This is a genomic window from Peribacillus sp. P4_B1, assembly GCF_056402395.1.
Window position 1 is genome coordinate 25608 of the sequence record NZ_JBFUHM010000009.1, and the last position, 26135, is coordinate 51742.

The following is a 26135-nucleotide window of genomic DNA, read 5'->3' on the forward strand; positions in this document are numbered from 1 at the left end:
GGAGACTGGAGTGGAAAAGCCTTGGTTGGCAGAATATCCAGTTTCGTTGGAGCTTGCAGGAAAATTGATCATGCTGCAGTTTCCGGAAATTGAGTTGAAAGAGATCAAGCAGCTTGGGGAGGGGTTCGATAATACGGTCATACAAATCAATGGGCAATTTGTATTCCGTTTCCCTCGCCGCCCTATTGCAGTTACGTTGATTCAGTTGGAAAATCAGCTTTTGCCTTCAATTGCAGGGACTTTTCCGCTTGATATCCCTGAACCAATCTTTTTTGGGAAACCAAGTACATTATATCCTTATCCTTTTACCGGTTATAAAATGGTAAAGGGACACTTGCCTGTAGAAGGAACAAAAGCAAAGAAGGCTGAATCGGCAAAAAGATTTGCCCATTTTTTGAAAGTTGTTCACCGTTTCCCTGTGGAAAGGGCTAAGCATTTAGGTGTACAGCCTGATGGGATGATGAGGCTTGATGTATCCTATCGCAAGAAGTCACTAATGGAAAATGTCTCAAATCTAATAATGCTAGGATACTTTGAACAAGCTGATGCGGTTAAAGATTTTGTTGGAGGGCTAGGCGAGTTGGGTGCTCCGCAACCGAGTTCACTCGTTCACGGAGACATTCATATCCGAAATGTTTTACTTGATGACGAAGGCGTTCTTACAGGTATCATTGATTGGGGAGATGTGCATATCGGAAACCCTGCCATTGATTTATCCTTTTTATATAGTTATTTCCCAAGAGAAGCACGCCGAGGCTTTTTTGAAATCTATGGTAAAATCGAAAAAGAAACGGAGAGCTTAGCCAGGTTCAGAGCAATATATATGCTTGTTACATTACTCGTTTATGGCATTGACCGCCATGATGAAGAGCTGATAGCCATTACGAGTACCGGTTTGAAATTTGCTATAGAAGAATAATTGTAATGCTCTTTTGATGTCTAGGAGGTTCATATGAAGGCAAGTTATTATCATGCAATCACATTAATGGGGAATATGTTGGAACAAGCTAATATTCCTTATCAATATACAGGTCGACCTGCTCTGTTCGTGCAAGGAGTGGATATTGATAATTATGAGAACATCGTCATTGATGTACAATGGGATCTTTTTGATGAGGCATTAGATCTTTTTTCCGAATACTCCCCGACAAATCCTGAAAAAAGTCCTGAGACTGCCTCTTTTCAAATGGATGTCGAGGGGATTTCTGTCACTGTCCACTGCAGGTTTAACACGACCATTAAAACAGACCCTTATCGTTTGTCTATAAAGATGGGGGATATGGAGGTATGGTGCAGGTCGTTGTACAGTTATTTATACGATGAAGAAATGAGAAGGTACAGTGCCGAGATTCATGCTTACTTATTTGCCGAGCAGAAAGGGTTCACAGCGGAAAATGAACAGGCGTGGAACCAGAATAATTACTTAGCGCTTGTCAATCGTTATGGAAATCCTGCGGAACTGGCATCGAAAATCAAGCAAAACCCAAAATGGAGACTGCACCCTTTTTATAAATATATGGGGGACATATCCGGCAAAAAAATCACTCATTTGATGGGGTCGAACGGTGTCAAAGCAGTTGCGATGGCCATATTGGGAGCCACAGTGAAAGTTGTTGATTTTTCCCAGGAAAACGCAACGTTTGCAAATGAGCTGGCAAATGGGTCCGATGTCTCCATCGAGTATATTGTTTCCGATGTGCTTTCATTACCGTCGGAACATGAATCAGGGAATCAGGATTTGATCTTAATGGAGCTTGGAGTGCTTCATTATTTAATCGATCTCCAGCCGTTATTTGAAAAAATTAAATCGATGTTGAAACCCGGAGGCCGATTCGTACTGCATGAATTTCACCCGATTTCAACAAAGCTCATTACTTCGAATGGCAAAAAGCATAAGATAACAGGAAACTATTTTGCCCCGGCAATCGAAAATAATGAGGTCGCTTTTTCCAAGCATATGCCGGATGAGGAAAAGGGGAGCCTTTCAAGAGTTGTACAGCGTAAATGGACAATCGGGGAACTTATAACGTCAATAGGTCAATCAGGGCTTGTTATTAAAGTACTCGAGGAAGAACCGAATCATAAAATCCACGATATTGGACTTCCGAAAACATATACATTGGTGGCGGAACGAGTTTAAGCTGCTGTTAAGGAAATAAAGCTGACTGAATGAGCCTTTTCAGTCAGCTTTTTATTTACTTCATAATAAAAGGGGATGCCGCGTTCTGCGACATCCCCTAAAAAAATTAATTTTGAGCCGACCATTCTTCTACATCCCATACTTTGGTAACCCAATCTTCATAGAAGTCAGGTTCATGGCATACGAGGACAATCGTTCCTTTATACTCTTTCAATGCACGTTTCAGTTCTTCTTTTGCAACGACATCCAAATGGTTAGTCGGTTCATCGAATAACAGCCAATTGCTTTCGGTAAGCATAAGTTTACACAGACGTACTTTTGATTGTTCACCACCGCTTAAATGGCTCATTGGACGTGTAATGTGCTCGTTTTTCAGACCGACACGGGCAAGAATGGCACGTACCTGTGGTTGGTCTAGATGCGGAAATGCATTCCACACTTCATCGATCGGTGTCGTATTGCCTGCTTTGACTTCCTGTTCAAAATAAGAAGAAAAAAGGAAATCGCCAAGTGATCTTTTGCCGCCTAGAGGATCAATTTTACCCAAAATCGTTTTTAAAAGAGTGGATTTTCCAACTCCATTACAGCCGACCACGGCAATTTTTTCTCCCCGTTCGATTGTCATGGACAACTTCGGAAGCAATGGGCGGTCATATCCAATTTCCAAATCCTCGCCTTCAAATACATAACGGCTACTCGCACGTGATTCTTTAAAGTCAAAGGTAGGTTTCATTGCAGTTTCTGGACGATCGATACGTTCCATGCGATTCAATTGCTTTTGACGGCTCTTTGCCCGACCGGTCGTTGAGTAACGGGCTTTATTTTTTGCAATGAAATCTTCTTGCTTTTTAATGAATTCACGCTGTTTTTCATAGGCATTGATGTGCTGATTTTTATTCAATTCGGCAAGCTCAAGGAATTTTTCATAAGTTGCCGTGTAACGGGTCAGTTTTGAAAATTCAAGATGGAAAATGACGTCGACGACGCCGTTCATGAACTCGGTATCATGCGAAATCAATAAGAAAGCATTAGGATATTCCTTTAGGTAGCTGCTCAGCCAGCGGATATGCTCTACATCCAAGTAGTTCGTCGGCTCATCAAGGAGCAATACTTCAGGCTGTTCCAAAAGTAACTTGGCTAGTAAAACTTTTGTCCGTTGTCCACCGCTTAGGGCAGAAACGTCACGGTCCAATCCGATTGCATCCAACCCTAAGCCGCGTGCCGCTTCTTCAATTTTAATATCCAGATTGTAAAAACCACCGGCTTCAAGCTTGTCCTGGATTTCACCCATTTGTTCCAAGAGTTCTTCAAGTTCTTCTGGAGTGGCTGTCCCCATTTTCTCTGTTACTTCATTCAATGCTTTTTCCTGCTCGAATAAAGGTAAGTATGCATCCCTTAAGACGTCGCGAATCGATTTACCTTTAGAAAGTATCGTATGCTGATCTAGATATCCATATTCGACACCAGGTGTCCATTCCACCCGGCCATCATCATGGATAAGCTGTCCTGTAATGATATTCATCATTGTTGACTTTCCGACACCATTTGCCCCGACCAGACCAACATGTTCGCCGGCCATCAGGCGGAAGGAAACATCCTTGAATAAGGTGCGGTCGCCAAAGCTGTGTGCTAATTTATCTATAGAAAGTAAGCTCATTTATATTGAACCTCCCAATTAATTTGAAAAAATCCCTACGTTTCATCATACTAAAATCTGCACGGGATTGCTATCTAATCTATTAATTTACATATATGCCCTTTGGTGACAATCGAGCCCTTGGCAGGAAAAAGCGTAATGATGAATATAGGGTCGACACCTGTTGGACCTGTTTTTGGATGCCATGCCTATGCATTATCGCCCTGTTATAAATTATGTGAGATAATAGAGAAATCAGTTTAAAAGGGAAGGATGTTTACTATGAGTAAAACAGTCGTACTGGCCGAGAAGCCTTCGGTCGGAAGAGATATAGCAAAAGTGCTGAATTGCGGGAGAAAGGGTAATGGTTTTTTTGAAGGCGATCAGTATATCGTCACATGGGCTCTAGGTCATTTGGTGACACATGCAGATCCGGAAACGTATGATGAAAAATATAAAACTTGGCGCCTTGAGGACCTGCCCATGTTGCCGAATTCTTTGAAATTGGTCGTGATCAAGCAATCAGGCAAGCAATTTCAATCGGTTAAAACACAGCTGAACCGCAATGATGTCAAGGATATCATCATTGCAACAGATGCAGGCCGTGAAGGGGAACTTGTTGCACGCTGGATTCTCGAAAAAGCGAATGTGAAGAAGCCGATCAAGCGGCTTTGGATTTCCTCTGTAACGGATAAAGCGATCAAAGATGGATTTAAAAAGCTGAAGGATGGCAAGGAGTATGAAAATCTATTTGCCTCTGCTGTGGCCAGAGCGGAAGCGGACTGGATCGTTGGGATGAACGCGACACGCGCCCTTACAACCAAGCACAATGCCCAGTTATCCTGCGGTCGGGTCCAAACGCCGACACTTGCGATGATTGCAAAAAAGGAAGAAGAAATAAAACAATTCCAGCCTAAGAAATATTATGGCGTTTCGGCAAATGCAGAATCCGATTTGCGCCTAATCTGGCAAGATGCCCAATCAAAAGATATACGCACATTCGATAAAGCCAAGGCAGAAAAGGTTCTAGCAGCCGTGAAGGGGAAAAAGGCAGAAGTGGTGGAAGTGAACAAAGCCCATAAGAAAAGTTTTGCCCCTTCTTTATATGATTTAACGGAACTTCAACGGGACGCCAATAAGAAATTCGGCTATTCGGCGAAAGAGACATTATCGATCATGCAGCGCTTATATGAAAGCCATAAAGTCTTGACGTACCCAAGGACGGATTCACGCTTTTTATCAACGGATTTAGTTGATACGCTAAAAGAAAGATTACAGGCCGTCAGCATTAAACCATATGCCCAGTATGCATCGAGGATCCTGCGCAGTCCGATTAAGGCCAATAAATCGTTCGTGGATGATAGTAAGGTATCGGATCATCATGCAATCATCCCCACTGAGCAAACGCCGCTACCGGGAAAACTGAGCGACAAAGAATCGAAAATCTATGATCTGGTCGTTAAAAGGTTCCTTGCCGTATTGATGCCGCCTTTTGAATATGAGCAAACGACCATAACCGCGAAAATGGGGCAGGAGACGTTCATGGCAAAAGGGAAGGTCGTCCTGAAATCAGGCTGGAAGGAAGTCTATGATCATCAATTTGATGAGGAAGAATCTAAAGATGGCCTTGCCGAGCAACTGCTTCCGAACGTTCAAAAAGGTGACAGTTTAACCATTTCGACTGTGAAACAAACAGAGGGTGAAACGAAACCGCCGGAACCATTCAATGAAGGCTCACTTCTTTCGGCAATGGAAAATCCTGCTCGTTTCATGACAGGGGAAAGCAAAGAACTCATCAAGACTCTGGGTGAAACTGGCGGAATTGGGACTGTTGCAACGCGAGCTGACGTTATTGAAAAACTGTTCAATAGCTTCCTGATCGAAAAGAGAGGGAAGGGCCTTCATGTTACTTCGAAAGGAAAACAACTCCTTCAATTGGCACCTGAAGACTTACGATCTCCAGCACTGACAGCTCAATGGGAGCAAAAGTTAACAGCAATTGCAAAAGGAAAGCTAGCAAAACAGGCTTTCATCGGCGATATGCGCGCCTACGCTAAAAATATCGTTCATGAAATCAAAAATAGTGACCAAAAATTCAAGCATGATAACGTGTCAGGAACGAAATGTCCTGATTGCGGCAAGCTGATGCTTGAAGTGAATAGTAAAAAGGGGAAAATGCTTGTCTGTCAAGATCGTGAATGTGGCCACAAAAAAGGTGTTTCACGTGTAACAAATGCCAGATGTCCACAATGTCACAAAAAGATGGAAATGCGCGGTCAAGGAGAAGCACAGACATTCACATGTAAATGCGGTTTTCACGAAAAGCTTTCTTCTTACAATAAACGAAGAGGGCAAAATAAAAATCAAAAAGTATCAAAAAATGAAGTCTCCAATTATATGAAAAAGCAAAATAAAGAAGAGCCGATCAATACTGCTTTAGCGGATGCTTTGGCCAAACTGAAATTCGATAAATAAAAGAAATAGGTCCTTCACTATTAGTTTTTATAGTGAGGGCTCTTTTTGTGGGATTATTTGCATGGGCAGAGTGGGCATAATCCTTGCAGTTTTCTGCTTCCGCAGGGCTATCTTTCCAGACAATATGAAGTGGCGAAATTCATAAAAAAAGACAGTGGAAAGGGATGGAGCATTCGCTCCATCCCTTTCCATATATCGCGGCTACGACTAAATTTCATTCAGTACGGTCCCGTGCAATTCATATTCAAGTGTTTTGTCAGTTTTTTTTTGTGTTTATCCGAATCCACTAGTGTAAGCGTACAGAATGGCTGCTGATCACCCGGACTGAAAATTGCTTCATCATTCTCTGGATTCCATAGGCTGTAAATACTCATGATCAGTATCCTCCTTTGGGTGAGAAGACTAGTAATTCCCTTTTTGATTATCATCTAACTCTTCAATTGACTCTAACGCTGATCACCGGGACTAAACACCGCTGCGTCATTCTCTTTGTTCCATTGGCTTCTGATTGTACTCATCGTGCACATCATCTCCTTTGGTGAGAATGTCTTACAGTATTTGTATACCCGGCTGGGACAGGTTCAAACATTTCTTTTAAAAAAAGTGTAATTATATACCAGTAATGTATATCCATTATTTTTCTGCAGATATTTATCGAAATAAAAAAATGAATATGAATTAAATGGTTAAATTCATAATATATTGTTCGCCGATATTTCCAAACTTTCTCAAACCCGTATCATGAAATCCAGCCCTAACATACAGCTTTTGTGCGGGGATGTTCTTATGATTGACAGCTAATACAATTTCATCGCAATTAGGAAATTCTGATTTAACAAACTCGGCAAGTAGGAACATCCCTTGTTTTGCATAGCCTTTTCCCTGCTGCTCACGATCAACTGATAATGCGGTCAGCAATATGGCATTGGGGTTAGTCGAATATTCTTTTACGCGATCTGTTGAATGCAGTAAAAAGAAACCCACAGGTTCATCATCACTTAAAATGACAATACGATGCTGCCCTTTTGTAACGTCTGTAAACTTGTTTGGCAAGGCAGTAAATAGACCTTGTTCTTCAGGCAGTTCAAACTGATTTAGTTTTTCGGAATATTCATCTGAAAAATGCTTTAACTCAACGGAATTTACCTTTTCCATAAAATGCTCCCCCCTAACCCTTCTTCTATATATTACATTACGAAGCCGGCTATCTTCTTAATTTAAATAATTAGTGCCATTTAAAATTAAAGTTCACCGAATGTTCAAGAATGGTAATATTTTAGATTTTTAATTATTATTTACCATCCAATTTTAAAGATTTATCCGATACATATCATGATAACTACAATTTGCAGTCAAAAAAGGGAGGCAAAGCAGAAAGTGGAATTTTTTTAATAGATGCGACTATGACTTCACATCTTTAAAAATTCCCCTGACAAAATGTAGCTTTTATCTTTTTGCATCAAAATCCTCGCACATAGAAAATTTGATCATCATAACAAGGATATAGAAAAGGAGTCTGAAAAGTGTTCGGCTGCGGTTTATGCTTATAGTTAATTACCGTAATTTGTAAATGTGTTTTCTCAACCGTGGTGTATATTTTCCAACTAGTAGTCGGGTCAGAGGGAGGTACCGACGTCCACCCCATATACCCTTCGGATATTTCTTCGTACCTTTCCTATGGATCAGTATTTGAGAGGTTAAATCCTGCCCGGGTAGGGTCCTGACTCTAATCCTTAATCTAATCTCTAATTCACTCATTCTATTGTGGTAGTGAGTCGCACCCTACATTGTACGTGTTAAGTGTAATGGCAAGTGCTGTGGTGTTAACGTCAATAGGGGTAGCAGGTACTCTAACTTATGAGTTTCACGAGTTTTTCTTCAATGATGAGTGTAATTTGCCTGACAGTCAACTTAATCAATTAATATAATTTTTGTCGTAAATACACATTTTAGGTAATTATTTCATAATTAGTAGGAAAATATGTACAATTACTAGTTATATTAGTATATGTTTGCTAGTATATAAATATTTTACTAAAGAAGGGAAATTTTTCAAATGAATTTAAGATTTTGCAAAAAAGTATTTACAGGCGTTTTGGGATTTGGGATTATTGTTTCAGGTACGGGATTTAATAAAGCTGAAGCTTCTGATCCAGAAAAATCAGAATACTCATTGGAGCAGGCAACTGATTTATACTCTAAAAAATTAAATGAAAATAGCGATTCCGATGATTTAGTTGCTGTATTAAAAAGTATTGAAGAATCTAATCAAGTAGAAAGTCTTTCAAACAACGATAAACTAGATCTTTTAAATACAATTGTAGAGTCTGTACCTGAAGAGGTGGCACAGCAATACCAGAAAGAGAAATGGAACGAGATTAAAGAAGCTTTATCAGACGAATCAAATGTTAATGTTAATTCTGAAGGACCTACAACAATAGAATTAAGCGATGGTTCATCTGTTGACCTTAGTTCAACAGATGAAGTTGATAACAGTAATTCAAGAAGCATACAGGCTCTGGCAATCACCTCTACGGAGATGGGGAAATGGATTCATGGACCTAAAGATTATGGAGATAGATTGTATACTGCTTGGGTTAAATTAAAAAGTTTAGGGGTCACTGTTGCTACCTTAAAATTAGGTAATCATTATTCTGTTGGTGATTATGGGCTGAAAATGAGATATTGTTCTGTAGCAGGAACAAAAGGTACTACTTGGTCAAATGTAGATGCTTCATGTGATGTTACTGATTCAAAAGCTGAAAAAGTAGGTTATGATATGAATGCTGTAGGAAATTATAAATTGAGTGGTAGCGTTTCTAATGGCTATGTAAGTCTTACTAGTTCTCTCAAACTTACTCAATTAACTAAAAGTAGTAAAAGTGCTCGTGTTTATTCAAAATACACATATAGAGATTAAAACTTTTAATGGGGTTGAATTAAAAAATGAATGTATCGCCTTCTTTTTTTATATTTGGTTTAATAAAGATGATTTTAATGATTGGAGCTATACCAGCTATCATATACGCTTTATATTTATTAAGAAAAATTTCAAAAAAATAAAGTGAAAAAGGAAGAGGGACTTTTGTAGTCCCTCTTCCTTTTTTTGTGTCTTTGTTTCTTCATGAAAAAAAGCACCTCCAGACATAGAAAAATAATAGTGAAATGGAATATCACTGTTTCCTACGTACAGAAATGCTTTTATCCTACATGCAATTTACGGCTTTTAACGGTCATAACAACAGAAAAAACCCTGCTACAACACGGAGAAACCGCATTATAACAGGGTTTATAAAATTAGCGTCCCAGATAGGAATCGAACCTACGACCTACAGCTTAGGAGGCTGTCGCTCTATCCTGCTGAGCTACTGGGACATATAAAAAAGTCGACGACTTATTTATTATATTTCTTATAGGCAAACTTTTCAAGTTAATAGCAATAATAATTATGAAAAAAAACATCTAGACGCTTAGGGGGCACTCAGCTCTCCTGTTTCCTTACTCTTCATTAAATGGAATACTTTATTATTTCCTGGTTTTCTGGTACTATTATGCTAGAAAAAATTAGGAGAATGATAGTGGGGAATTATAGAGTTTTATGGATGGTGACGCTGCTGGGGATTTTAATTTTACCGGCATGCTCACAAGGGATTTTAGAGGGTATAGGCACAAAGACGGCTGCGCCTATCACGGAAGATAACATTGAAGTGGCTGCAGCAGCGGAGAATGACACTGGGCAGGATTCGGAGGACGAATTATATACTGAACGAATCGATACGAGAGACTGGATAACGGCCAAGTCCGCGGTACAGCTTCCAATATTGATGTATCATAGCATTTCTGAAGGCAATGGCCTTCGGGTACCAAAAGAGGAATTCCGATTACAAATGACGTGGCTTCGGGAAAATGGTTACTACACATTATCCCCTGAAGAAGCATTTCTCGTTTTAACCGAAAATCGGATGCCGAGTGAAAAGTGTGTCTGGCTTACTTTTGATGATGGCTATACAGATAACTACACGGACGCTTTCCATATACTAAAAGAATATGATATGAAAGCGACTGTCTTCATGATCGGGAAGTCCATCGATAAAGGTCATCACCTGACTGAAAATCAAATGATGGAGATGAGGGGGAAGGGGATTTCGATCGAAAGCCATACTATCAACCATTTGGAGCTGAACCGAATGACGGCAGAGCAGCAAGAAGCGGAAATGGTCCAGTCAAAGGATCTGTTTGATCGTATCCTGCAACAGGACACGACAGTGCTTTCCTATCCAGTTGGTCGTTATAATGAAGAGAGTCTCAGGCTTTCAGAAGAAGCTGGATACAAGATGGCAGTCACTACTGAACCTGGAGGAGCTTCAAGGGACCAAGGGATGTATGCCTTGCATCGAGTTCGGATTTCACCTGGATTATCAGTCGATGGGTTCGCGTCGCTGATAGAAAATGCTTCAAATCATTGAAAATGGACGGTGCATTTCAAACTTGTTCAGAAAAATCATATAATAATCGATTCTTACATGGTGTATAATGAAGGCAGTGAAAATTGTATACATATGAACGATTTGGTGTCTTAATGACTTAAAAGGGAAGTTGGTGAAATGCCAGCGCGGTCCCGCCACTGTATTTGGGAGCTGACGGCTGTGTACCACTGTATGGGATATGGGAAGGTGCCGTTGACGATGACCATGAGCCAGGAGACCTGCCAAGATTCGTACACCTGTAACCTACGCGGATGGGAAGGTGTGTGGCAGACCCTAAGAGTCCGTAATGATATTGTTGCCATACAAGCATCTTCCGTTTAACGGGAGGTGCTTTTTGTTTTGGGTGCCTTCCGAGATTATTAGGTGAAGAAATTAAATGAAAAGATTGTGGGGAATGAAAATGAAGAAGATTTTTGGTTTGATATTGTTGATGTTACTGACTGCAGGCATGATGGTTGGCTGCAGTGACGCTACTGATGAAGGAAAAGAAAAGCAGCAAACGAATCATGCTCAACACGACGCTTTCCCGATTACGATTAAAGATGCAACGGGCGAAAAAGTAACGATAGAACAAAAACCGAAGAAAATCGTTACGTTGATACCAAGTAATACAGAAGTGGTATTTGCACTTGGTTTAGGTAAAAAGGTCGTTGGTGTTTCCGACAATGATAATTACCCGGAAGAAACGAAAAAAATTAAAAAAGTTGGCGGAATGGAAATGAACACGGAGCTGATTGTCTCCATGAAGCCTGACCTTGTTCTTGCCCATGCATCAAGTGCCCATAATTCAAATGAGGGATTAAAGCAGCTTAAGGATGCTGGAATAGATGTCCTTGTAGTCAATGATGCACAAAGCTTTGACCAAGTCTATGAATCTATTGAAATGATTGGAAAGGCAACGGGGGAAAATGATAAGGCAAGCGAAATCGTTGCGGATATGAAAACGAAGCTCAAGGATATTCAGGAAAAAGTCAAATCCGTTAAGGAAGCGGATAGGAAGACCGTTTTAATTGAGGTTTCGCCATCACCGGATATATATACACCTGGAAAAAATACCTTCATGGATGAAATGCTTCATATTATTTCAGCGGATAACGCTGCTGCTGAATTGGACGGCTGGGCAAAAATTGATGAAGAGTCGATGATTGCTGCAAATCCGGATGTCATCATTACAACGTATGGTAATTATACAAAAGATCCAGTAAGTGAAGTGACAGGCCGAAAAGGATGGCAAGACGTAAATGCCGTTAAGAATGGCCAAGTCTTTGATGTCCCTTCTGACTTGGTGACCCGTTCCGGTCCACGCTTAATAGAAGGAGTAGAGGAACTTGCAAAAGCAGTCTATCCGAACCAATTTGACAACTAAATGGGCGTTTGCTTATTTGATTGCGTTGTTAATTTTGTTATTCGCAATGACGATAGGCATTTCCTTTGGTTCGGTGCCAGTTCCGATTTCCGTACTTATACAAATAATCGGCAAGGAGATTTTTCACTTGCCGATTTCTGCCGATCCGGATGTGATGCTTACGAATATCGTGATGAACATCCGCTTGCCGCGTGTGCTGCTCGCTGGTTTGGTTGGGGCATCACTTGCGATTGCCGGGGCAGCCTTTCAGGGACTGCTCCGGAACCCGCTCGCTGATCCTTACACATTAGGTATTTCTTCAGGAGCATCGGTCGGCGCCGTATTGACAATATTCTTGAATATATCACTGCCATTCATCGGTTTATATACTCTTCCGGCATTGAGCATCTTATGTTCAGTGCTCACGATGCTCTGCGTACTGACTTTTGCAAAAAAAATGGATCGGTCGATGAAAGTGGAAACGATCATCTTAACGGGAATCATTTTCAGCTCGTTTTTAAGTGCCTTCATTTCATTGATGATTGCGCTGACGGGTGAAGAATTAAGACAAATCATCGGCTGGCTGATGGGAAGCGTCTCAATGCGCGGATGGAATTATATCGTAATCATTTTGCCGTTTTTTATCATTGGTTCGTTGACCTTGATCATGAATGCAAGCGAATTGAATGCGATGACTTTCGGGGAAGACCGGGCAAAACACTTAGGTGTAAACGTGAAGCGGCGGAAAATGTGGATCTTGATAGCCGGTTCGACATTGACAGGGGCAGCCGTTGCCGTTTCAGGGGCGATTGGTTTTGTAGGATTGGTCATTCCTCATTTTGTCCGGAAGATTTGGGGACCTGACCATAAACATTTGCTTCCGTTGTCATTGTTGATAGGAAGCGGATTCTTAATATTGGCGGATTTTGTAGCACGAACGATCATTGCCCCCGCGGAACTGCCGATCGGGGTGATCACCTCACTTATCGGGGCACCGGCATTTGCGCTGATTTTATTAAAGAGACGGAGAGAAGGGTAAATACGGATGCTTGAAGTAAAAGGGTTAACAGGTGGATATGACAACAAAACTGTTTTGGACTCTATCTCTTTTGATGTACATAAAGGGGAATTATTCGGGATCCTTGGTCCTAATGGCAGCGGAAAAACGACGCTTTTAAGCATGCTTAGCGGGGTGCTTGATTATAAGGACGGAAGCGTACGGATAAGAGGCAGGGATTTGAAGGAATATTCATCAAAACAACTTGCACAGGTCATTGCCGTGCTCCCTCAACATTCCTCATTAGCTTTCTCCTATACAGTAAAAGAGACGGTCTCACTTGGGAGGTATGCCCATCAAACGGGCTGGTTCCATAGTTGGTCCGCAGAAGATGAAATGATCGTCCAACGGGTTATGGAACAAACGGGAGTAGCGGATTTTCAGGATCTTCATTTTGAACGATTGTCAGGTGGGGAAAGACAACGGGTCTTGCTGGCACAGGCACTTGCCCAGGAACCGGAAATCCTTTTTTTGGATGAGCCTACAAACCATTTGGATCTTTCCTATCAAAAGGACCTTCTTGATCTAATGAGAAAAATGGCAAAAGAACAGGAGTTAACCGTTATTTCAATTTTTCATGACTTGAATTTGGCTGGATTATATTGTGATCGGCTTATGTTGCTTGAAAAAGGGCAAATTCAGGTTGTTGATGTGCCGAATGAAGTGCTCCAACAGGAACGGATTCAAGGTGTATATCATACGACGATCGAAAAACATCCACATCCCGCACTTCCGAAACCTCAAATGTTCATCGTTCCGGAGAAGCATGGCAATGACACTATCCCATTGGAAATTGATGAATCTTATCTGACAATGGGACCTGAGATGATTCAATTGAATTCTCCGATCCCGCTTAGAACGATGTCTTCTGGAGTGACCGGTTCGGGTACGGGCTGGCATAAATATTTCGTGAATAGGCATGTCCATCATGATTATGACTGCGAAGATCATCATGTTGAAATGGCCGGCTATTTAAGAACTCATGGATTTGAACCGCAGGAAACGGTGGGGATGATGACAGCCGTCTTTCTCGATACGGTTGCCTTCAAGTTAATGAGAGCTGAAGATTTCTCGGTTTTTATCATCGTGACGGCTGGTGTAGGGAATGCCATCGACGCTTCTTTAGCTGACCGGCATTCTTGGAGTTCCACTCCAGGAACCATAAATACATGGATATTCATAAATGGGCATTTGGCAGAAGAGGCTTTCATACACAGCATAGTTACTGCAACCGAGGCAAAAGTAAAAGCGCTTCATGATTCGAATGTCATGGATAAGGTGACGAATACATGTGCAACAGGAACATCGACCGACAGTATTTTGATTGCAGCGTCCCAAAGAGGGAAGGCGCTTCAATATGCAGGCACCATCACTCCGTTAGGGAAGCTGATCAGTCGCGGTGTATATGATTGTACAGTAGAAGCAATAAAGAAAAATCGGAAACGGATTGAGGATCTATGATTTACCATCATCTTATTGCAGTTACACTGGCGTTTTTCCTTGATTTATTAATTGGTGATCCGCCAAATTGGCCGCATCCAGTTAAATGGATAGGAACGATGATAAGCAAGTTGGATCAGGCATTCAATAGAGGGGCATATAAGAAACGGAATGGACTCTTCATGTTGATCATCGTCTTAGCGATGGTGATATTGATTACAGGCCTACCCGTCTACTTGGCTTATCGGATCCATCCGCTTGCAGGTATCCTTTGGGAGGCTGTTGTCATTGCCACTACGATAGCTCAGAAGGGCTTAAAGCAAGCTGGAATGGATGTGTGCCATCCGCTGAATGAACGGGATTATCCTGAAGCGAGGCTAAAACTTTCCTATATCGTGGGCCGTGATACTGCTGATCTTGATGAATCCGAAATCGTCAGGGGGACGGTAGAAACCGTAGCAGAAAATACCAGTGATGGTGTTACTGCCCCAATGTTTTGGGCAGCTGTTGGCGGTGCGCCGCTCGCAATGGTGTACAGGGCAATTAATACCTGCGATTCCATGGTTGGGTACAAAAATGATAAATATGGACAATTTGGCTGGGCTTCAGCCAAGCTCGATGATATCGTGAACTGGATTCCCAGCCGCCTCACTGGGTTCCTGATGTTGCTGAGCTCAAAATCCGGCTATCATGGATTTGGTGCTAGATGGAAGATATTATTCAATGGTGCTAAAAAACATCCAAGTCCGAATAGCGGGTGGTGTGAAGCAGGCGTTGCTGCCATTTTGGGAATACAGCTAGGCGGCCGGAATATGTACAAAGGAATTGTTTCCGACCGTGCGAGGATGGGCGTTCCGCTTGTTCGATTAGAAGCAAAACATATACCAAAAACGATTACCATCATGCATCGGTCATCTTTTCTATTTCTACTGATGCTATGGCTAGGGGGACTTATTCTTGACATTACCTGCTCATGGCTCTAATCCTCATTATCTTTACGAAGCGCTGGAAATCGAAATGCCTGAATCTGTTCTCGATTTCAGTGCTAACATCAACCCATTGGGTCCGCCTTTACGTATAAAGGAACAGTGGCCTGAATTTTTCGAAGGAATCTTACATTACCCAGATCCGCATGCCATTGAACTGACAAAATCAATTGCCAAAAAAGAAGCGCTTCCTGAGCAATCCGTCTTGGTGGGAAATGGTGGTGCAGAAATAATCATGTTGGTAGCGAACAGGTTAACCAATCAAAGGGTGTTGATCATTCAGCCGGCATTTGCGGAATATGCAGAAGCTTGTTTGGCAGCAGGATGTGAGGTCGATTTTCATCAGCTTGATGCACCTGAGTGGAAACTGGACTTGGATCGGTTGATTCCTAGATTATCCGAATATGATGCACTTTTCTTATGTACGCCTAATAATCCGACGGGTGTTTCATTTAAGAAGGATGAAGTTAGGGAATTGATCTTTGAATGTCAAAAATCGGATTGCCTGGTTGTCATGGATGAGGCTTTTTATGATTTCACGGAAGATGCCTTTACTTATGCTTCTTTAATCAATGAATTTCCACATTTACTCATTCTAAGATCAATGACTAAAATCTTTGCAATTCCGGGTTTGAGACTAGGCTATTTGCTTGCGGCACCTGACATCATAACCCGTGTAAGAACTTATAAACCGCATTGGAGCGTCAACCATGTTGCATTGGAAGTAGGGAAAATCTGTCTTGCTGAAGATGCATATATGAGAAAAACAAGAGACTATATTCAATTGCAAAAGCAGAAACTATTCCGGTTTTATGAGGAACAAGGGTTGAGTGTCTCTGATAGCGCAGTTAATTTCTATTTAGTGAAAGATGAATCCTTATCCCTTTTCCCCTTTTTGTTAAAAAAAGGAATAGTACCGCGCCATACCTATAATTTCCCGGGGTTGGATGGAAAGTGGCTTCGGTTTGCAGTGAAGAGTGAACGTGATAACGAAGCGCTGATGGAGGGGGTAAGACAGTGGAGAAAGCAAGGCTCTGTTTTATAACCGGGGGTGTCCGGTCCGGAAAAAGCAGTTTCGCGGAAAGAAAAGCCCTTGAATATGCACTTCAAACGGATGGGAACTTGCATTACCTCGCTTGCGGCCGTGTCAGTGATGTTGAAATGGGTGAACGCATCCTTAGGCACCAGAAAGATAGAGAGAGCAGCCCAATCGCCTGGAAGACTTCGGAATACGCAACGGATATTACACGAATAGGAGCGGACATTAATCAGAATTCCATAATCCTGCTCGATTGTCTGACAACCCTGCTTGATAACGAACTATTTGGCCCAGGTGTTCCGCTTGAAAAGGAGTTTTTACAAAGCGTTTTTTCAAAAATAATAACCGGGATCAATGAGATAAGAAAACGATCCAGCTGTTTAATAGTCGTGAGCAATGAATTGGTGCAGGAACCGATTTTCCAGAATGATTTCCTCCATATATACGGAAAAACATTAGGCCTGCTTCATCAAACGATCGTCGGGCAGGCGAATGAAGCCTATCTAGTTGAATCGGGAATCCCATTGCGGAAGAAAGGGTGCATGCAGGAATGAACGCAGTGATTGGATTTTTAATTAACCTGCAGTTCTTTACAGTTTTTCCAATTAAGAAGCAGCTTCCTATGGAGAAGAAATATATACACCGTGCCATTCAAACCTTTCCGCTAGTTGGTCTTTTATTAGGCTTGATATTGGGCGGTGTTTTATATGCACTAGTGGAATGGACCCCATTGTCATCGCTTGCAATTGCCTTTTTCCTTTGGTTTTTGACGATGGCATTAACGGGAGGTTTGCATCTCGATGGCTGGATCGATGCAAGTGATGCTTTTTTTTCCTATCAGGATAAAGAGCGGCGATTGGAAATCATGAAGGATTCAAGGACAGGTGCATTCGGTGTCATCTCCGTCATTGTCCTTTTGGCCGCCCGGTTCATATTTATCTATGAAATTGTCGAAATGGTCAATGAATGGACATACTTCTTGATCATTGCCCTTCCACTCTTAAGCAAATGTGTGATGGGTTATTTACTTATCCGGATGCCACTGGCTAAAAAAGAGGGGCTCGGCGCTTTTTTTCAAAGTGCAGTAAAGAAAAGCAGTTTGCCCATTTATTTGCTGTACCTCCTTGTAAGTCTGGCGATCGCCTGGATCATCGATTTTAAGCTTGTCACCTTATTTTTCATCATGTGTCTGGCTGCACTGTTTTTCCTGTTCTATATAAAACGTAAAGTCATCAGTTGGTTTGGTGGGATAACGGGGGATGTACTGGGGGCATCCGTGGAAGGGGTTGAGCTTTGGTTATGGCTGATATTGTGGCTATTACACTACTTCGCCATGGGCTGACAGTAGCAAATGAGCGAAAGGCCTATTTAGGCTGGACGGATTCTCCATTAAGTACCGAAGGAGAAAAGGAAATTCAAGACTTAAGGGGTTCTTACCCACAGTATGAAAAAATTTACACGAGTGATTTGCCTCGTTGTGTGGAAACTGCAAGACTGCTGTTTCCAGATATAGTTCCGGTCAAAAGCGCTTCGTTCCGTGAAATGAATTTCGGCAGTTGGGAAGGGCAGACGTATGAAGATTTGAAGGCAGATGAAGATTATCTTAATTGGCTGGAACGTCCCATGGAGGCATTGGTGCCTGGGGGTGAAAGCTATCCGGGATTTTCCGAACGTGTTAATAATGGCTGGAAACAATTGATTGCCTGTAAGGAGAACCGCTTTGCCATAATGACACATGGTGGGGTAATTCGTGACTTATTGGTCCGTTATGCCCCGAAGGAAAAGAATTTTTTTGATTGGGGGATTGCCCATGGCAGGGGATATGAGCTGATATGGGAAGACCGGAACAGCTTAAGGAGGGGAGAACGATGCACTTTGTTACAGGCGGCGCCTATAATGGGAAAACTAAATGGGTAAAGCAATTGTATGGTCTGGAAAGTGATGTCCTTTGGCTATCCGGTTATCGAAAAGAACAGCCGGAATTGATTGATTTTCAAGGCAAAACTGTTGTATTGCAGGGGTTGGATGCATGGATACAACAAGATGCAGAAAAGATGGATTCTGATTCGATTCGAAAAAGGTGGAAGGAAATCATGGCTGACTGGCGAATATGGGAGAAGGAAAGGGATGAACACCATTTCATTGTGATCGGCTCTGATATTTCCAAAGGCATTGTCCCGATGGAAGCAAGTGATCGCAGATGGCGCGATGCCTGTGGATGGGTCTTTCAAGATGTAGCATCCATATCAAGGCGCGTTGACATCATTTGGTACGGAATTAACCAAAGAATAAAATAGAGGAGGTAATGGGATGAAAATCTATACACGTACAGGGGATAAGGGACAAACAAGCGTAATCGGAGGCCGGCTTGACAAGGATGACATCCGTGTTGAATCGTATGGAACAGTGGATGAAGTGAATAGCTATATCGGTCTTGCGGTGACTGAATTGGATCCCGCTATATTTACGGATGTATTGGCCGATCTAGAGAAAATCCAGCATGAGTTATTTGACTGTGGCGGTGATTTGGCAACCGTTTCCGAGAAGGCACCACAAAAGCTGACGGATGAGGCCATTACCTATTTGGAAGAACGAATAGATGCCTTCATACTCGAAGCGCCGGAATTGGAAAAATTCATCCTGCCTGGCGGCTCAAAAGCGTCTGCAACCATTCATATTGCCCGAACGGTTACACGCAGGGCGGAACGGTTGGTCGTTTCTTTGATTAAGTCGGGTGCGGCAGTTTCACCATTATCTCTACAATATTTAAATCGTTTGTCGGATTACTTCTTTGCTGTTGCACGTGTGATCAATTTCCGCCTTGGTGTGAAAGATGTGGAATATATCCGCAGTGCAAATGTATTCCGTGGAGGGAAAAGAAAGGAAAAAGAGTAAACATGGACGTAAGAAAAATTAGTGCAATCGCTATATTCATTGCCTTATCGGCGGTGGGGGCGATGATTAAAATCCCTTCCCCAATCGGCAGCATCGCTTTGGATAGTTTTCCGGCCCTTTTGGCGGCTGTCATACTTGGACCGGTATCGGGGGCTATTGTAGCGGGGCTTGGTCATATCATCTCAGCGTTCATGGGCAGCATGCCACTTGGGCCATTCCATTTTTTGATAATGGCCGAAATGGCAGTCCTCGTATGGATGTTTGGCATTTTATATATACACGGAAAAAAAATAGGCGCATTTTTCCTCTTCTTCATCGGTAACGCCTTCATCTTGGGCCTGCCTTTCGCCTTTCTGGTCAGCACGGGTTTTTACACGTTGCTTGTTCCGGGATTAACGGCGGCGACGGCGGTAAATGTAGTATTGGCAGCCATTTTAATGCCACGCTTGGAGCCTGTTTTGAAAAAAATGATTTTTGAAGATAGACTCGTAGAATGAGTGATTCATTGATTTTACCATTTTCCGAATCAGATTCATTGATTGTTTCAAGTGATAATAGTGGCGGAATCGGTCTGAAGGAAAAAGACCTGGTCCATGTCCCTTATGGGGTCGTTGGATATTATTCCTTTCGGGTTGCCGTCATGGAATGTTTGGGGGTTGGCGGAAGTCCAGTATCCGTCGTTCTAAATAATTTCTGCGGTAATGAAGCCTGGGAGGACTTGACCAGGGGTGTCAGGGAGGGGCTGAAAGAATTGGGAATGGAGGGCCTTCCCATTACTGGCAGCACAGAAAGTAACATGCCGCTTCTTCAATCAGCAATTGGTCTCATGGTGATTGGTAAACGAAGGAATGAAGGTGTTAAAAAGCAACATCCTTTACAGAAAATCGCTCTCATCGGCAGGCCGCTCGTTGGAGAAGAAGTTATGGATCAACAAGATTGGATCGCCCCATTATCTTTATATAAAAGCCTATGTGAAATGGAAGAAGTTCAGGCACTTCCAGTCGGTTCAAAAGGGATAGCGTATGAGTGGAAGCATCTGGACCCAAGTGGTGAAGGTGTTTCTATCCATATAAGTAATAAAGTCGATATCGAAAAATCGTCTGGACCATCTACCTGCTTCCTCATTGCTTATCCTGAACATCTGGAGGAAGAAATCAAGCTCCAATCCGGTCCTCTTTTTATTGGTGAATGATCATTTCATGAATGAATCAGGTATCGGGTTCCAGTTCACAATGAACTGGGTCGATGCTTTTTTCATTTAGGTCATACATTTAATGCTTCATGAGAAAAGCGTTTGAATTCTCTATTATGTTATTTTTTCATTATAAAATATTATTCTGATTTTACCTTCTATACATAGAGAGATTATAAGGGGTTCCAAAGGTTTGGGCTGGTTTAGGAATGACAACAATCATAACGGTCTTTTTAATCAACATCAAAAAGAGTTGCGTTTATTTGGATTGATCCATAACAATAGTTTATTGATTTATGGCCCAGTTTTATGATTTTCTTGATCATTATCATCCAAAAGCTAAATGTCACCAATGGTTACTGCTTGCTTCCGTCATTTTAAGGATTGTCGCAGGTATGGATGTTCCGGATGTTGCAGATGCTGTTCAGACAGGGGCAGTAATACTCCCTGCTTTCGACATTACCTTAATCACGTGTTAAAGCAGGTTGGTGCTTTCGATGCCGTGTTTGCTGAAGAATGAATTGGCATGCCTTCATTTGAAAAATAATCATCGCCCACATGGTCTCTGTGGGGTTGCATTCTTTACATTAGGTTACACCAGACGTTTTAATAAAGAAGAAATAAACCAATTTATATCCGCCTGTCTTGCTCCAACCGCGTCCATTATTTTGAATATCGGAGCTGGCGGAATGTATTGATCATGAGTGGAGTCGTGAAGCCATTGCAAGTTAAGGGGCTTCCTTTGATATTTCACCGATTCTGTTTGGTAGTTATGATTCAAGAGGCCACAGGTTCAGCAACTGTCGTGATGACAGCTGCGGCAGGTAGTGTACTGCCGATCATATCTTCTTTTCCAGGTGTTAATTTTAAATCGCTGGTCCTTGCTATCGGTTTGAGTTCATTAATTCCATCCCACTTGAATGATGAGGATTTGAGATGATCGAAGAGCTCCTTAATTTAACAGTCGCACAAACGGCAAAATCTTGGACGGTTATGGGAACGAATATATCAGTCGTTTCACTTATCCTAATCTTACTATTGAATTCAATTGTTTAAGAGAAAGGAGCATGATGTAAGTATGAAACATTCAGGTTATATGATGGGAATCGATATTGGTACGACGAGTACGAAGGTTGTTCTTTTTTCAAAAAGGGGGGAAGTTATCCAATCTTGTTCGAAGGGATACCCTCTTCACAGTCCAACTCCTTCCGTTGCGGAACAAGACCCCGAAGAAATTTATAAAGCGGTCATCATTACTATAGGCGAGGTCATGATTGCAAGCGGTATAGAAAAGGATGAACTGGGTTTCATATCGTTCAGTTCGGCAATGCATAGCTTGATCGCCATGGGGAAAGACGGTAATCCGCTAACGAATAGCATTACTTGGGCGGATAATCGAAGTGTTTCTTATGCGGAGAAATTGAAGGCTTTGGAACAGGGGATGCAATTGTATCATAGGACGGGAACACCCATTCACCCAATGTCCCCAATCACGAAAGTAATGTGGTTAAGAAATGAGCATCCTGGGGTTTTTAACGAAACGGACAAATTCATAGGAATTAAAGAATACATCATCTATAAATTTTTCAATGAGTACGTGATGGATTATTCGCTTGCTTCTGCAACGGGCATGTTCAACCTGAATGACTTGAAGTGGGATGAAGAGGCACTTATCATTGCCGGTATTGGGGCTGACAAGCTGCCAACGCTTGTCCCTACAACGCATACCCTCTCAGGTTTAAGTGAGGAATTAGCTGCGAAAATGAACATTCGGGCAGGTACCCCGTTTGTGATTGGCGCGAGTGATGGTGTGCTTGCCAACTTAGGGCAAAACGCCATCAAGCCAGGAGTTTTGGCAGTGACAATCGGAACGAGCGGTGCGGTAAGAACCGTCAGTGACCGACCGATTACCGATCCGAAAGGCAGGACATTCTGCTATGCCCTTACTGAGAATCATTGGATAATCGGCGGACCGGTCAACAATGGGGGAATCACCTTCCGATGGGCACGCGATCAATTAGGCCGTGTGGAAATTGAAAAAGCGAAGGCTTTGGGCCAGGATTCCTATGAGATACTGACGGATATGGCTTCCAATATCGCACCTGGATCCGATGGGCTAATATTCCACCCGTATATGGCTGGGGAACGGGCGCCATTATGGAGTGCCGATGCGAGGGGCTCCTTCTTTGGACTTGCGCTTCATCACACTCGTGATCATATGGTCCGGGCAGTGTTGGAGGGTGTGATGTATAACTTGTACAGTGTCCTTCTAGCTGTAAAGGAACTGACTGGTGCTCCCAAGAAAATTCATGCAAGCGGTGGATTTGTCCGCTCAAAGCTCTGGCGTCAAATCATGGCTGATATATTCAATCAGAATGTGACAATTCCTGAAAGCTTTGAGAGTTCGAGCTTAGGTGCCGCCGTACTTGGATTATATGCTTTAGGGGAAATCGAAAGCCTCGATGAGGTTGAGGGTATGATCGGTGAAACGAATGAACTTGTCCCAATCGAAGAGAACGTTAAAGTGTATGAAGAATTAATGTCGATTTATTTATCCGTGAGCAGGCAATTGGAAGGCGACTACAAGCGGATTGCTGATTTCCAAAGACGTCATTTAGAATGAATTTAAGGGAAAGCACAGGTGTATAAGCACTGTGCTTTTCTTTTTGCCTTGTATTTAAAAATGGTAAGATGGAAGAAAACGATAAGGAGAATATTAATATGGGAGCAAGTAAAACGAATGCAATGCGAATTCTTGATAACAAACGTATAGAGTATGGCATGATGAGTTATGATGCCAATGATGGAAAAATTGACGGAATCACTGTTGCGGACAAAATTGGAAAAACTCCAGAAACCGTTTTTAAAACACTTGTTACCCATAGTGGACCGCAGCAGCTTTATGTATTCGTCATTCCTGTAGCCACCGAACTGGATTTAAAAAAAGCAGCGAAGGCGGCAGGTGCAAAAAAAATTGAAATGCTCGCGGTTAAAGACCTGCAAAAATATACAGGTTACATTCGGGGAGGCTGTTCACCGATCGGAATGAAAAAGCAATACCCCACCTTCATCGATGAAAGTGCAACCAACCTGCCTGAAATCATCGTAAGCGGAGGGCGGATCGGTACACAGATCGTTTTAAAACCGTCAGAGTTCCTGGAAATCACACAAGCGGAATCTGTAGCCCTTATAAAATAGACTGTTTATCTTTAGGCATTCACCTAATAGGCTTTTTCTGCATACGCTGTCTTGAATATCACATCTGTATTGTGAGGGAGAGTGTAAAAGTGACAGGAAAAGTGATGCATTATTTCGCTGGAGGCAATACGGCTAAAGGTTTTTATAGTTTATATGATTCCAATTTAGCAGGTTTGGAAAGATTATTCATATTAAAAGGCGGACCTGGTTCCGGTAAATCGACCATTATGAAAAAAATCGGCCAAGAATGGCTGGATAAAGACTATGACATCGAGTTTTTACATTGTTCTTCCGATAATGATTCCATTGATGGAGTAATCATACCGGCTTTGAAGATTGGACTCGTGGATGGGACGGCGCCGCATGTGATTGAGCCGAAGGCACCAGGGGCCATTGAGGAATATGTCAATCTAGGGTCTGCTTGGAATTCCCAGCAGCTGGCTTCCGAAAGAGCGGCAATCATAAGATTGACGAATGCGAGAAGCAAGAGTTTTGAGAAGGCATATGCCCTTTTCGCTGAAGCATTGAAGATACATGATGAATGGGAAGACATTTATAAGGCAAATATTGATTTCGTTAAATTGAATGGGTTGACCAATAAATTGATAGAAGGCTTTTATAGGGATATCGTCCTTAACAAGAAGGCTGATGTTCGTCATCGGTTTTTAGGTGCCGCTACACCAAGGGGTGCAGTTGATTTCGTTCCCAATATTACTGAAGGAGTACAAAAACGGTACTTTTTAAAGGGGCGTCCGGGTTCCGGTAAATCAACGATGCTGAAAAAGATTGCAAAGGCTGCGGAGCAAAGAGGCTTTGATGTGGAAGTATATCATTGTGGTTTTGATCCGCATAGCTTGGACATGGTAATCGTCCGGGAAGTAGGGATTGCCATTTTTGACAGCACATCCCCTCATGAATATTTTCCGAGTTGTGAAGGTGATGAAATCATTGATATATATAAAACGGCCATCTTGCCAGGAACAGATGAAATCTATGCTGATCAGATAATGGATGTTTCCTCCAGGTACAGGACGAAAATGAATGAAGCTACAGCAAGTCTTGCTAAAGCAAAAGAGCTGCATGACGAACTTGAAAAGATTTATGTGAAAGCGATGGACTTTACAGCAATCGATGACATTCAAAGCGACATCCACCAACAGATTATTGAACGGGCACAGGAAGTGGATAGCCACACGATTCTACATTAAGAGAACAAACTGCACCTTTCTTCATAGGTGCAGTTTATTTATTTACATAATTGGAATTTTTAAATGACTGAAGCTACACCAAGAATCAAGACGAGTTTGTAAAACGTGTTTATCCATGCTCTTTCGGTTAAAATAGGGATTATATTGAAAAAAAGGAGCCGGTAGAATTGATAAAGACGATCGCAATTGATATGGACGGAACATTGTTAAACAAAATGCAAAAGGTCAGTAAGGAAAATAGAGACGCAATCCGGAAGGCGCAAAGTGAGGGAGTGGAAGTGATCATTGCGACTGGCAGATCTTATGTGGAAGCAAGGTTCGCTTTAGATGAAGCAGGCATCGTTTGTCCTGTCATCTGTGTAAATGGTGCTGCACTCTTCAGGGAGGATGGAAAGATTGCTGCTTCCAACCCAATGTCCGCCGCCACTGCCAGCATGGTAGGTGAATTCCTCGAAGAACAAGGAATTTATTTCGAAATATATACAAGTCAGGGAATCTATTCTAAAGACTATGAAAACGCAATAGCTGCTTTGGTGGATGTATTTGTTACAGCCAATCCGGAGATTGACCCTGAGAGAATGAGGAAATTTGCAGAGGAGCGTTTACAGCTTGGGCAGGTGACTTCCATTTCCGATTATTCCGAGTTATTCCGCCATTCGAATGTGGAATATTATAAAATTCTCAGCTTCTCAAAAGATCTAAGTTTATTAAATCAAATTGCTTCTAAATTGAAAGGAAAGGGAGTTACAGTCACTTCATCGGGACGGGGAAATGTGGAAATCATGAGTGGGGCAGCTCAAAAAGGTACGGCGCTTGAAACTTATGTAAATGAAAAATCCGGCTTGATGCAGGAAACCATGGCCATTGGGGATAATTATAATGATGTATCCATGTTTGAACGGGTAGGTTTGTCTGTTGCAATGGGAAATGCCCCGCTCGATATTCAAAAACTGTGTGATGAAGTAACAGGTAAGAATGATGAATCCGGTGTAGCGGAGGCCATTTTAAAGGTACTTAAACAGTCAGCCTATTAAACT

General features: G+C 42.1%; 26 protein-coding genes, 1 tRNA gene, 1 pseudogene and 1 riboswitch. Of the genes and pseudogenes, 23 read left to right on the top strand and 5 right to left on the bottom strand.

The features are described from left to right. Positions 1-10: 10 nt before the first annotated feature. Positions 11-919 carry a phosphotransferase gene (locus tag AC1DVK_RS07085; RefSeq protein WP_477626132.1) on the top strand — a complete coding sequence of 303 codons (909 nt, stop codon included), beginning with the start codon at positions 11-13 and terminating at the stop codon, positions 917-919. A 33-nt stretch (positions 920-952) separates the two neighbouring features. After that, positions 953-2140 carry a class I SAM-dependent methyltransferase gene (locus AC1DVK_RS07090; protein WP_477626133.1) on the top strand — a complete coding sequence of 396 codons (1188 nt, stop codon included), beginning with the start codon at positions 953-955 and terminating at the stop codon, positions 2138-2140. Here the strand turns inward: AC1DVK_RS07090 and AC1DVK_RS07095 are convergent. Further along, on the bottom strand, positions 2137-2265 hold the full coding sequence (locus AC1DVK_RS07095; RefSeq protein ID WP_477626134.1) for a hypothetical protein: 129 nt from the start codon (positions 2263-2265) through the stop codon (positions 2137-2139). The two genes, AC1DVK_RS07090 and AC1DVK_RS07095, sit on opposite strands and share 4 nt — an antisense overlap. Continuing rightward, entirely contained in the window at positions 2247-3797 is a 1551-nt protein-coding gene (locus tag AC1DVK_RS07100; RefSeq protein WP_061465848.1) for an ABC-F family ATP-binding cassette domain-containing protein, read from the bottom strand. Before AC1DVK_RS07100 ends, AC1DVK_RS07095 begins: the two co-directional genes overlap by 19 nt. A gap of 261 nt (positions 3798-4058) precedes the next feature. Between AC1DVK_RS07100 and AC1DVK_RS07105 the strand changes: the two genes are divergently transcribed. Further along, the gene (locus AC1DVK_RS07105) at positions 4059-6251 is read left to right on the top strand and encodes a DNA topoisomerase III (protein WP_410860661.1); all 2193 of its coding nucleotides are present in this window, start codon (positions 4059-4061) and stop codon (positions 6249-6251) included. A gap of 218 nt (positions 6252-6469) precedes the next feature. Here AC1DVK_RS07105 and AC1DVK_RS07110 read toward each other — a convergent pair whose 3' ends face one another. Together AC1DVK_RS07110 and AC1DVK_RS07115 are read right to left on the bottom strand one after the other, a co-directional pair. Beyond that, positions 6470-6625, bottom strand: a complete 156-nt coding sequence (locus AC1DVK_RS07110) for a hypothetical protein (protein ID WP_477626135.1) — start codon at positions 6623-6625, stop codon at positions 6470-6472. A 304-nt stretch (positions 6626-6929) separates the two neighbouring features. Further along, a complete protein-coding gene (locus tag AC1DVK_RS07115) occupies positions 6930-7406 on the bottom strand; it encodes a GNAT family N-acetyltransferase (protein ID WP_477626136.1) in 477 nt (158 codons plus the stop codon). 901 nt (positions 7407-8307) lie between these two features. Here AC1DVK_RS07115 and AC1DVK_RS07120 point away from each other — a divergent pair. Continuing rightward, on the top strand, positions 8308-9171 hold the full coding sequence (locus tag AC1DVK_RS07120; protein WP_477626137.1) for a hypothetical protein: 864 nt from the start codon (positions 8308-8310) through the stop codon (positions 9169-9171). Between the two features lie 381 nt (positions 9172-9552). Here the strand turns inward: AC1DVK_RS07120 and AC1DVK_RS07125 are convergent. Next, positions 9553-9626, bottom strand: a tRNA-Arg gene (locus AC1DVK_RS07125). 188 nt (positions 9627-9814) lie between these two features. Between AC1DVK_RS07125 and AC1DVK_RS07130 the strand changes: the two genes are divergently transcribed. The 19 genes and pseudogenes from AC1DVK_RS07130 (at position 9815) to AC1DVK_RS07220 (ending at position 26132) form a co-directional block, all read left to right on the top strand. Further along, the gene (locus tag AC1DVK_RS07130) at positions 9815-10717 is read left to right on the top strand and encodes a polysaccharide deacetylase family protein (protein WP_477626170.1); all 903 of its coding nucleotides are present in this window, start codon (positions 9815-9817) and stop codon (positions 10715-10717) included. Positions 10718-10803: 86 nt separating this feature from the next. Beyond that, a riboswitch (cobalamin riboswitch) is annotated at positions 10804-10978 on the top strand. A gap of 160 nt (positions 10979-11138) precedes the next feature. Then, positions 11139-12104: an ABC transporter substrate-binding protein gene (locus tag AC1DVK_RS07135; RefSeq protein ID WP_477626171.1), complete on the top strand. Its 966-nt coding sequence runs from the start codon at positions 11139-11141 to the stop codon at positions 12102-12104. Further along, positions 12067-13122 (top strand): FecCD family ABC transporter permease, encoded by a 1056-nt coding sequence (locus tag AC1DVK_RS07140; protein ID WP_061465837.1) that lies wholly within the window; start codon positions 12067-12069, stop codon positions 13120-13122. The genes AC1DVK_RS07135 and AC1DVK_RS07140 overlap by 38 nt, the downstream gene beginning before the upstream one ends. Before the next feature lie 6 nt (positions 13123-13128). Further along, the gene (locus AC1DVK_RS07145) at positions 13129-14601 is read left to right on the top strand and encodes a heme ABC transporter ATP-binding protein (RefSeq protein ID WP_477626138.1); all 1473 of its coding nucleotides are present in this window, start codon (positions 13129-13131) and stop codon (positions 14599-14601) included. After that, a complete protein-coding gene (gene cbiB / locus AC1DVK_RS07150) occupies positions 14598-15563 on the top strand; it encodes an adenosylcobinamide-phosphate synthase CbiB (protein WP_477626139.1) in 966 nt (321 codons plus the stop codon). Before AC1DVK_RS07145 ends, cbiB begins: the two co-directional genes overlap by 4 nt. Further along, the gene (gene cobD / locus AC1DVK_RS07155; protein WP_477626140.1) at positions 15538-16611 is read left to right on the top strand and encodes a threonine-phosphate decarboxylase CobD; all 1074 of its coding nucleotides are present in this window, start codon (positions 15538-15540) and stop codon (positions 16609-16611) included. Before cbiB ends, cobD begins: the two co-directional genes overlap by 26 nt. Further along, entirely contained in the window at positions 16584-17159 is a 576-nt protein-coding gene (locus tag AC1DVK_RS07160) for a bifunctional adenosylcobinamide kinase/adenosylcobinamide-phosphate guanylyltransferase (protein ID WP_477626141.1), read from the top strand. The genes cobD and AC1DVK_RS07160 overlap by 28 nt, the downstream gene beginning before the upstream one ends. Further along, a complete protein-coding gene (gene cobS, locus AC1DVK_RS07165) occupies positions 17156-17947 on the top strand; it encodes an adenosylcobinamide-GDP ribazoletransferase (protein WP_477626142.1) in 792 nt (263 codons plus the stop codon). Before AC1DVK_RS07160 ends, cobS begins: the two co-directional genes overlap by 4 nt. Continuing rightward, positions 17905-18522, top strand: coding sequence for a histidine phosphatase family protein (locus AC1DVK_RS07170; RefSeq protein WP_477626143.1), 618 nt, complete (start codon positions 17905-17907; stop codon positions 18520-18522). The genes cobS and AC1DVK_RS07170 overlap by 43 nt, the downstream gene beginning before the upstream one ends. Continuing rightward, positions 18474-18902: a bifunctional adenosylcobinamide kinase/adenosylcobinamide-phosphate guanylyltransferase gene (locus AC1DVK_RS07175; RefSeq protein WP_089362062.1), complete on the top strand. Its 429-nt coding sequence runs from the start codon at positions 18474-18476 to the stop codon at positions 18900-18902. The genes AC1DVK_RS07170 and AC1DVK_RS07175 overlap by 49 nt, the downstream gene beginning before the upstream one ends. Before the next feature lie 13 nt (positions 18903-18915). Then, positions 18916-19500, top strand: coding sequence for a cob(I)yrinic acid a,c-diamide adenosyltransferase (locus AC1DVK_RS07180; protein ID WP_317778021.1), 585 nt, complete (start codon positions 18916-18918; stop codon positions 19498-19500). A gap of 2 nt (positions 19501-19502) precedes the next feature. Continuing rightward, on the top strand, positions 19503-19997 hold the full coding sequence (locus AC1DVK_RS07185) for an ECF transporter S component (protein ID WP_410860649.1): 495 nt from the start codon (positions 19503-19505) through the stop codon (positions 19995-19997). A gap of 8 nt (positions 19998-20005) precedes the next feature. Continuing rightward, positions 20006-20692, top strand: a complete 687-nt coding sequence (locus AC1DVK_RS07190; protein ID WP_477626144.1) for an ATP-binding protein — start codon at positions 20006-20008, stop codon at positions 20690-20692. Between the two features lie 296 nt (positions 20693-20988). Then, entirely contained in the window at positions 20989-21171 is a 183-nt protein-coding gene (locus tag AC1DVK_RS07195; RefSeq protein WP_477626145.1) for a hypothetical protein, read from the top strand. Positions 21172-21189: 18 nt separating this feature from the next. Then, positions 21190-21748, top strand: a pseudogene (locus tag AC1DVK_RS07200) (GntT/GntP/DsdX family permease). A 22-nt stretch (positions 21749-21770) separates the two neighbouring features. After that, entirely contained in the window at positions 21771-23315 is a 1545-nt protein-coding gene (gene gntK, locus AC1DVK_RS07205; RefSeq protein ID WP_317778017.1) for a gluconokinase, read from the top strand. Positions 23316-23413: 98 nt separating this feature from the next. Next, positions 23414-23890: a Cys-tRNA(Pro) deacylase gene (gene ybaK, locus AC1DVK_RS07210; protein ID WP_089362056.1), complete on the top strand. Its 477-nt coding sequence runs from the start codon at positions 23414-23416 to the stop codon at positions 23888-23890. An 89-nt stretch (positions 23891-23979) separates the two neighbouring features. Next, positions 23980-25098 (top strand): PRK06851 family protein, encoded by a 1119-nt coding sequence (locus AC1DVK_RS07215; protein ID WP_477626146.1) that lies wholly within the window; start codon positions 23980-23982, stop codon positions 25096-25098. A gap of 167 nt (positions 25099-25265) precedes the next feature. Beyond that, the gene (locus AC1DVK_RS07220; protein WP_317778015.1) at positions 25266-26132 is read left to right on the top strand and encodes a Cof-type HAD-IIB family hydrolase; all 867 of its coding nucleotides are present in this window, start codon (positions 25266-25268) and stop codon (positions 26130-26132) included. Positions 26133-26135: the final 3 nt, after the last annotated feature.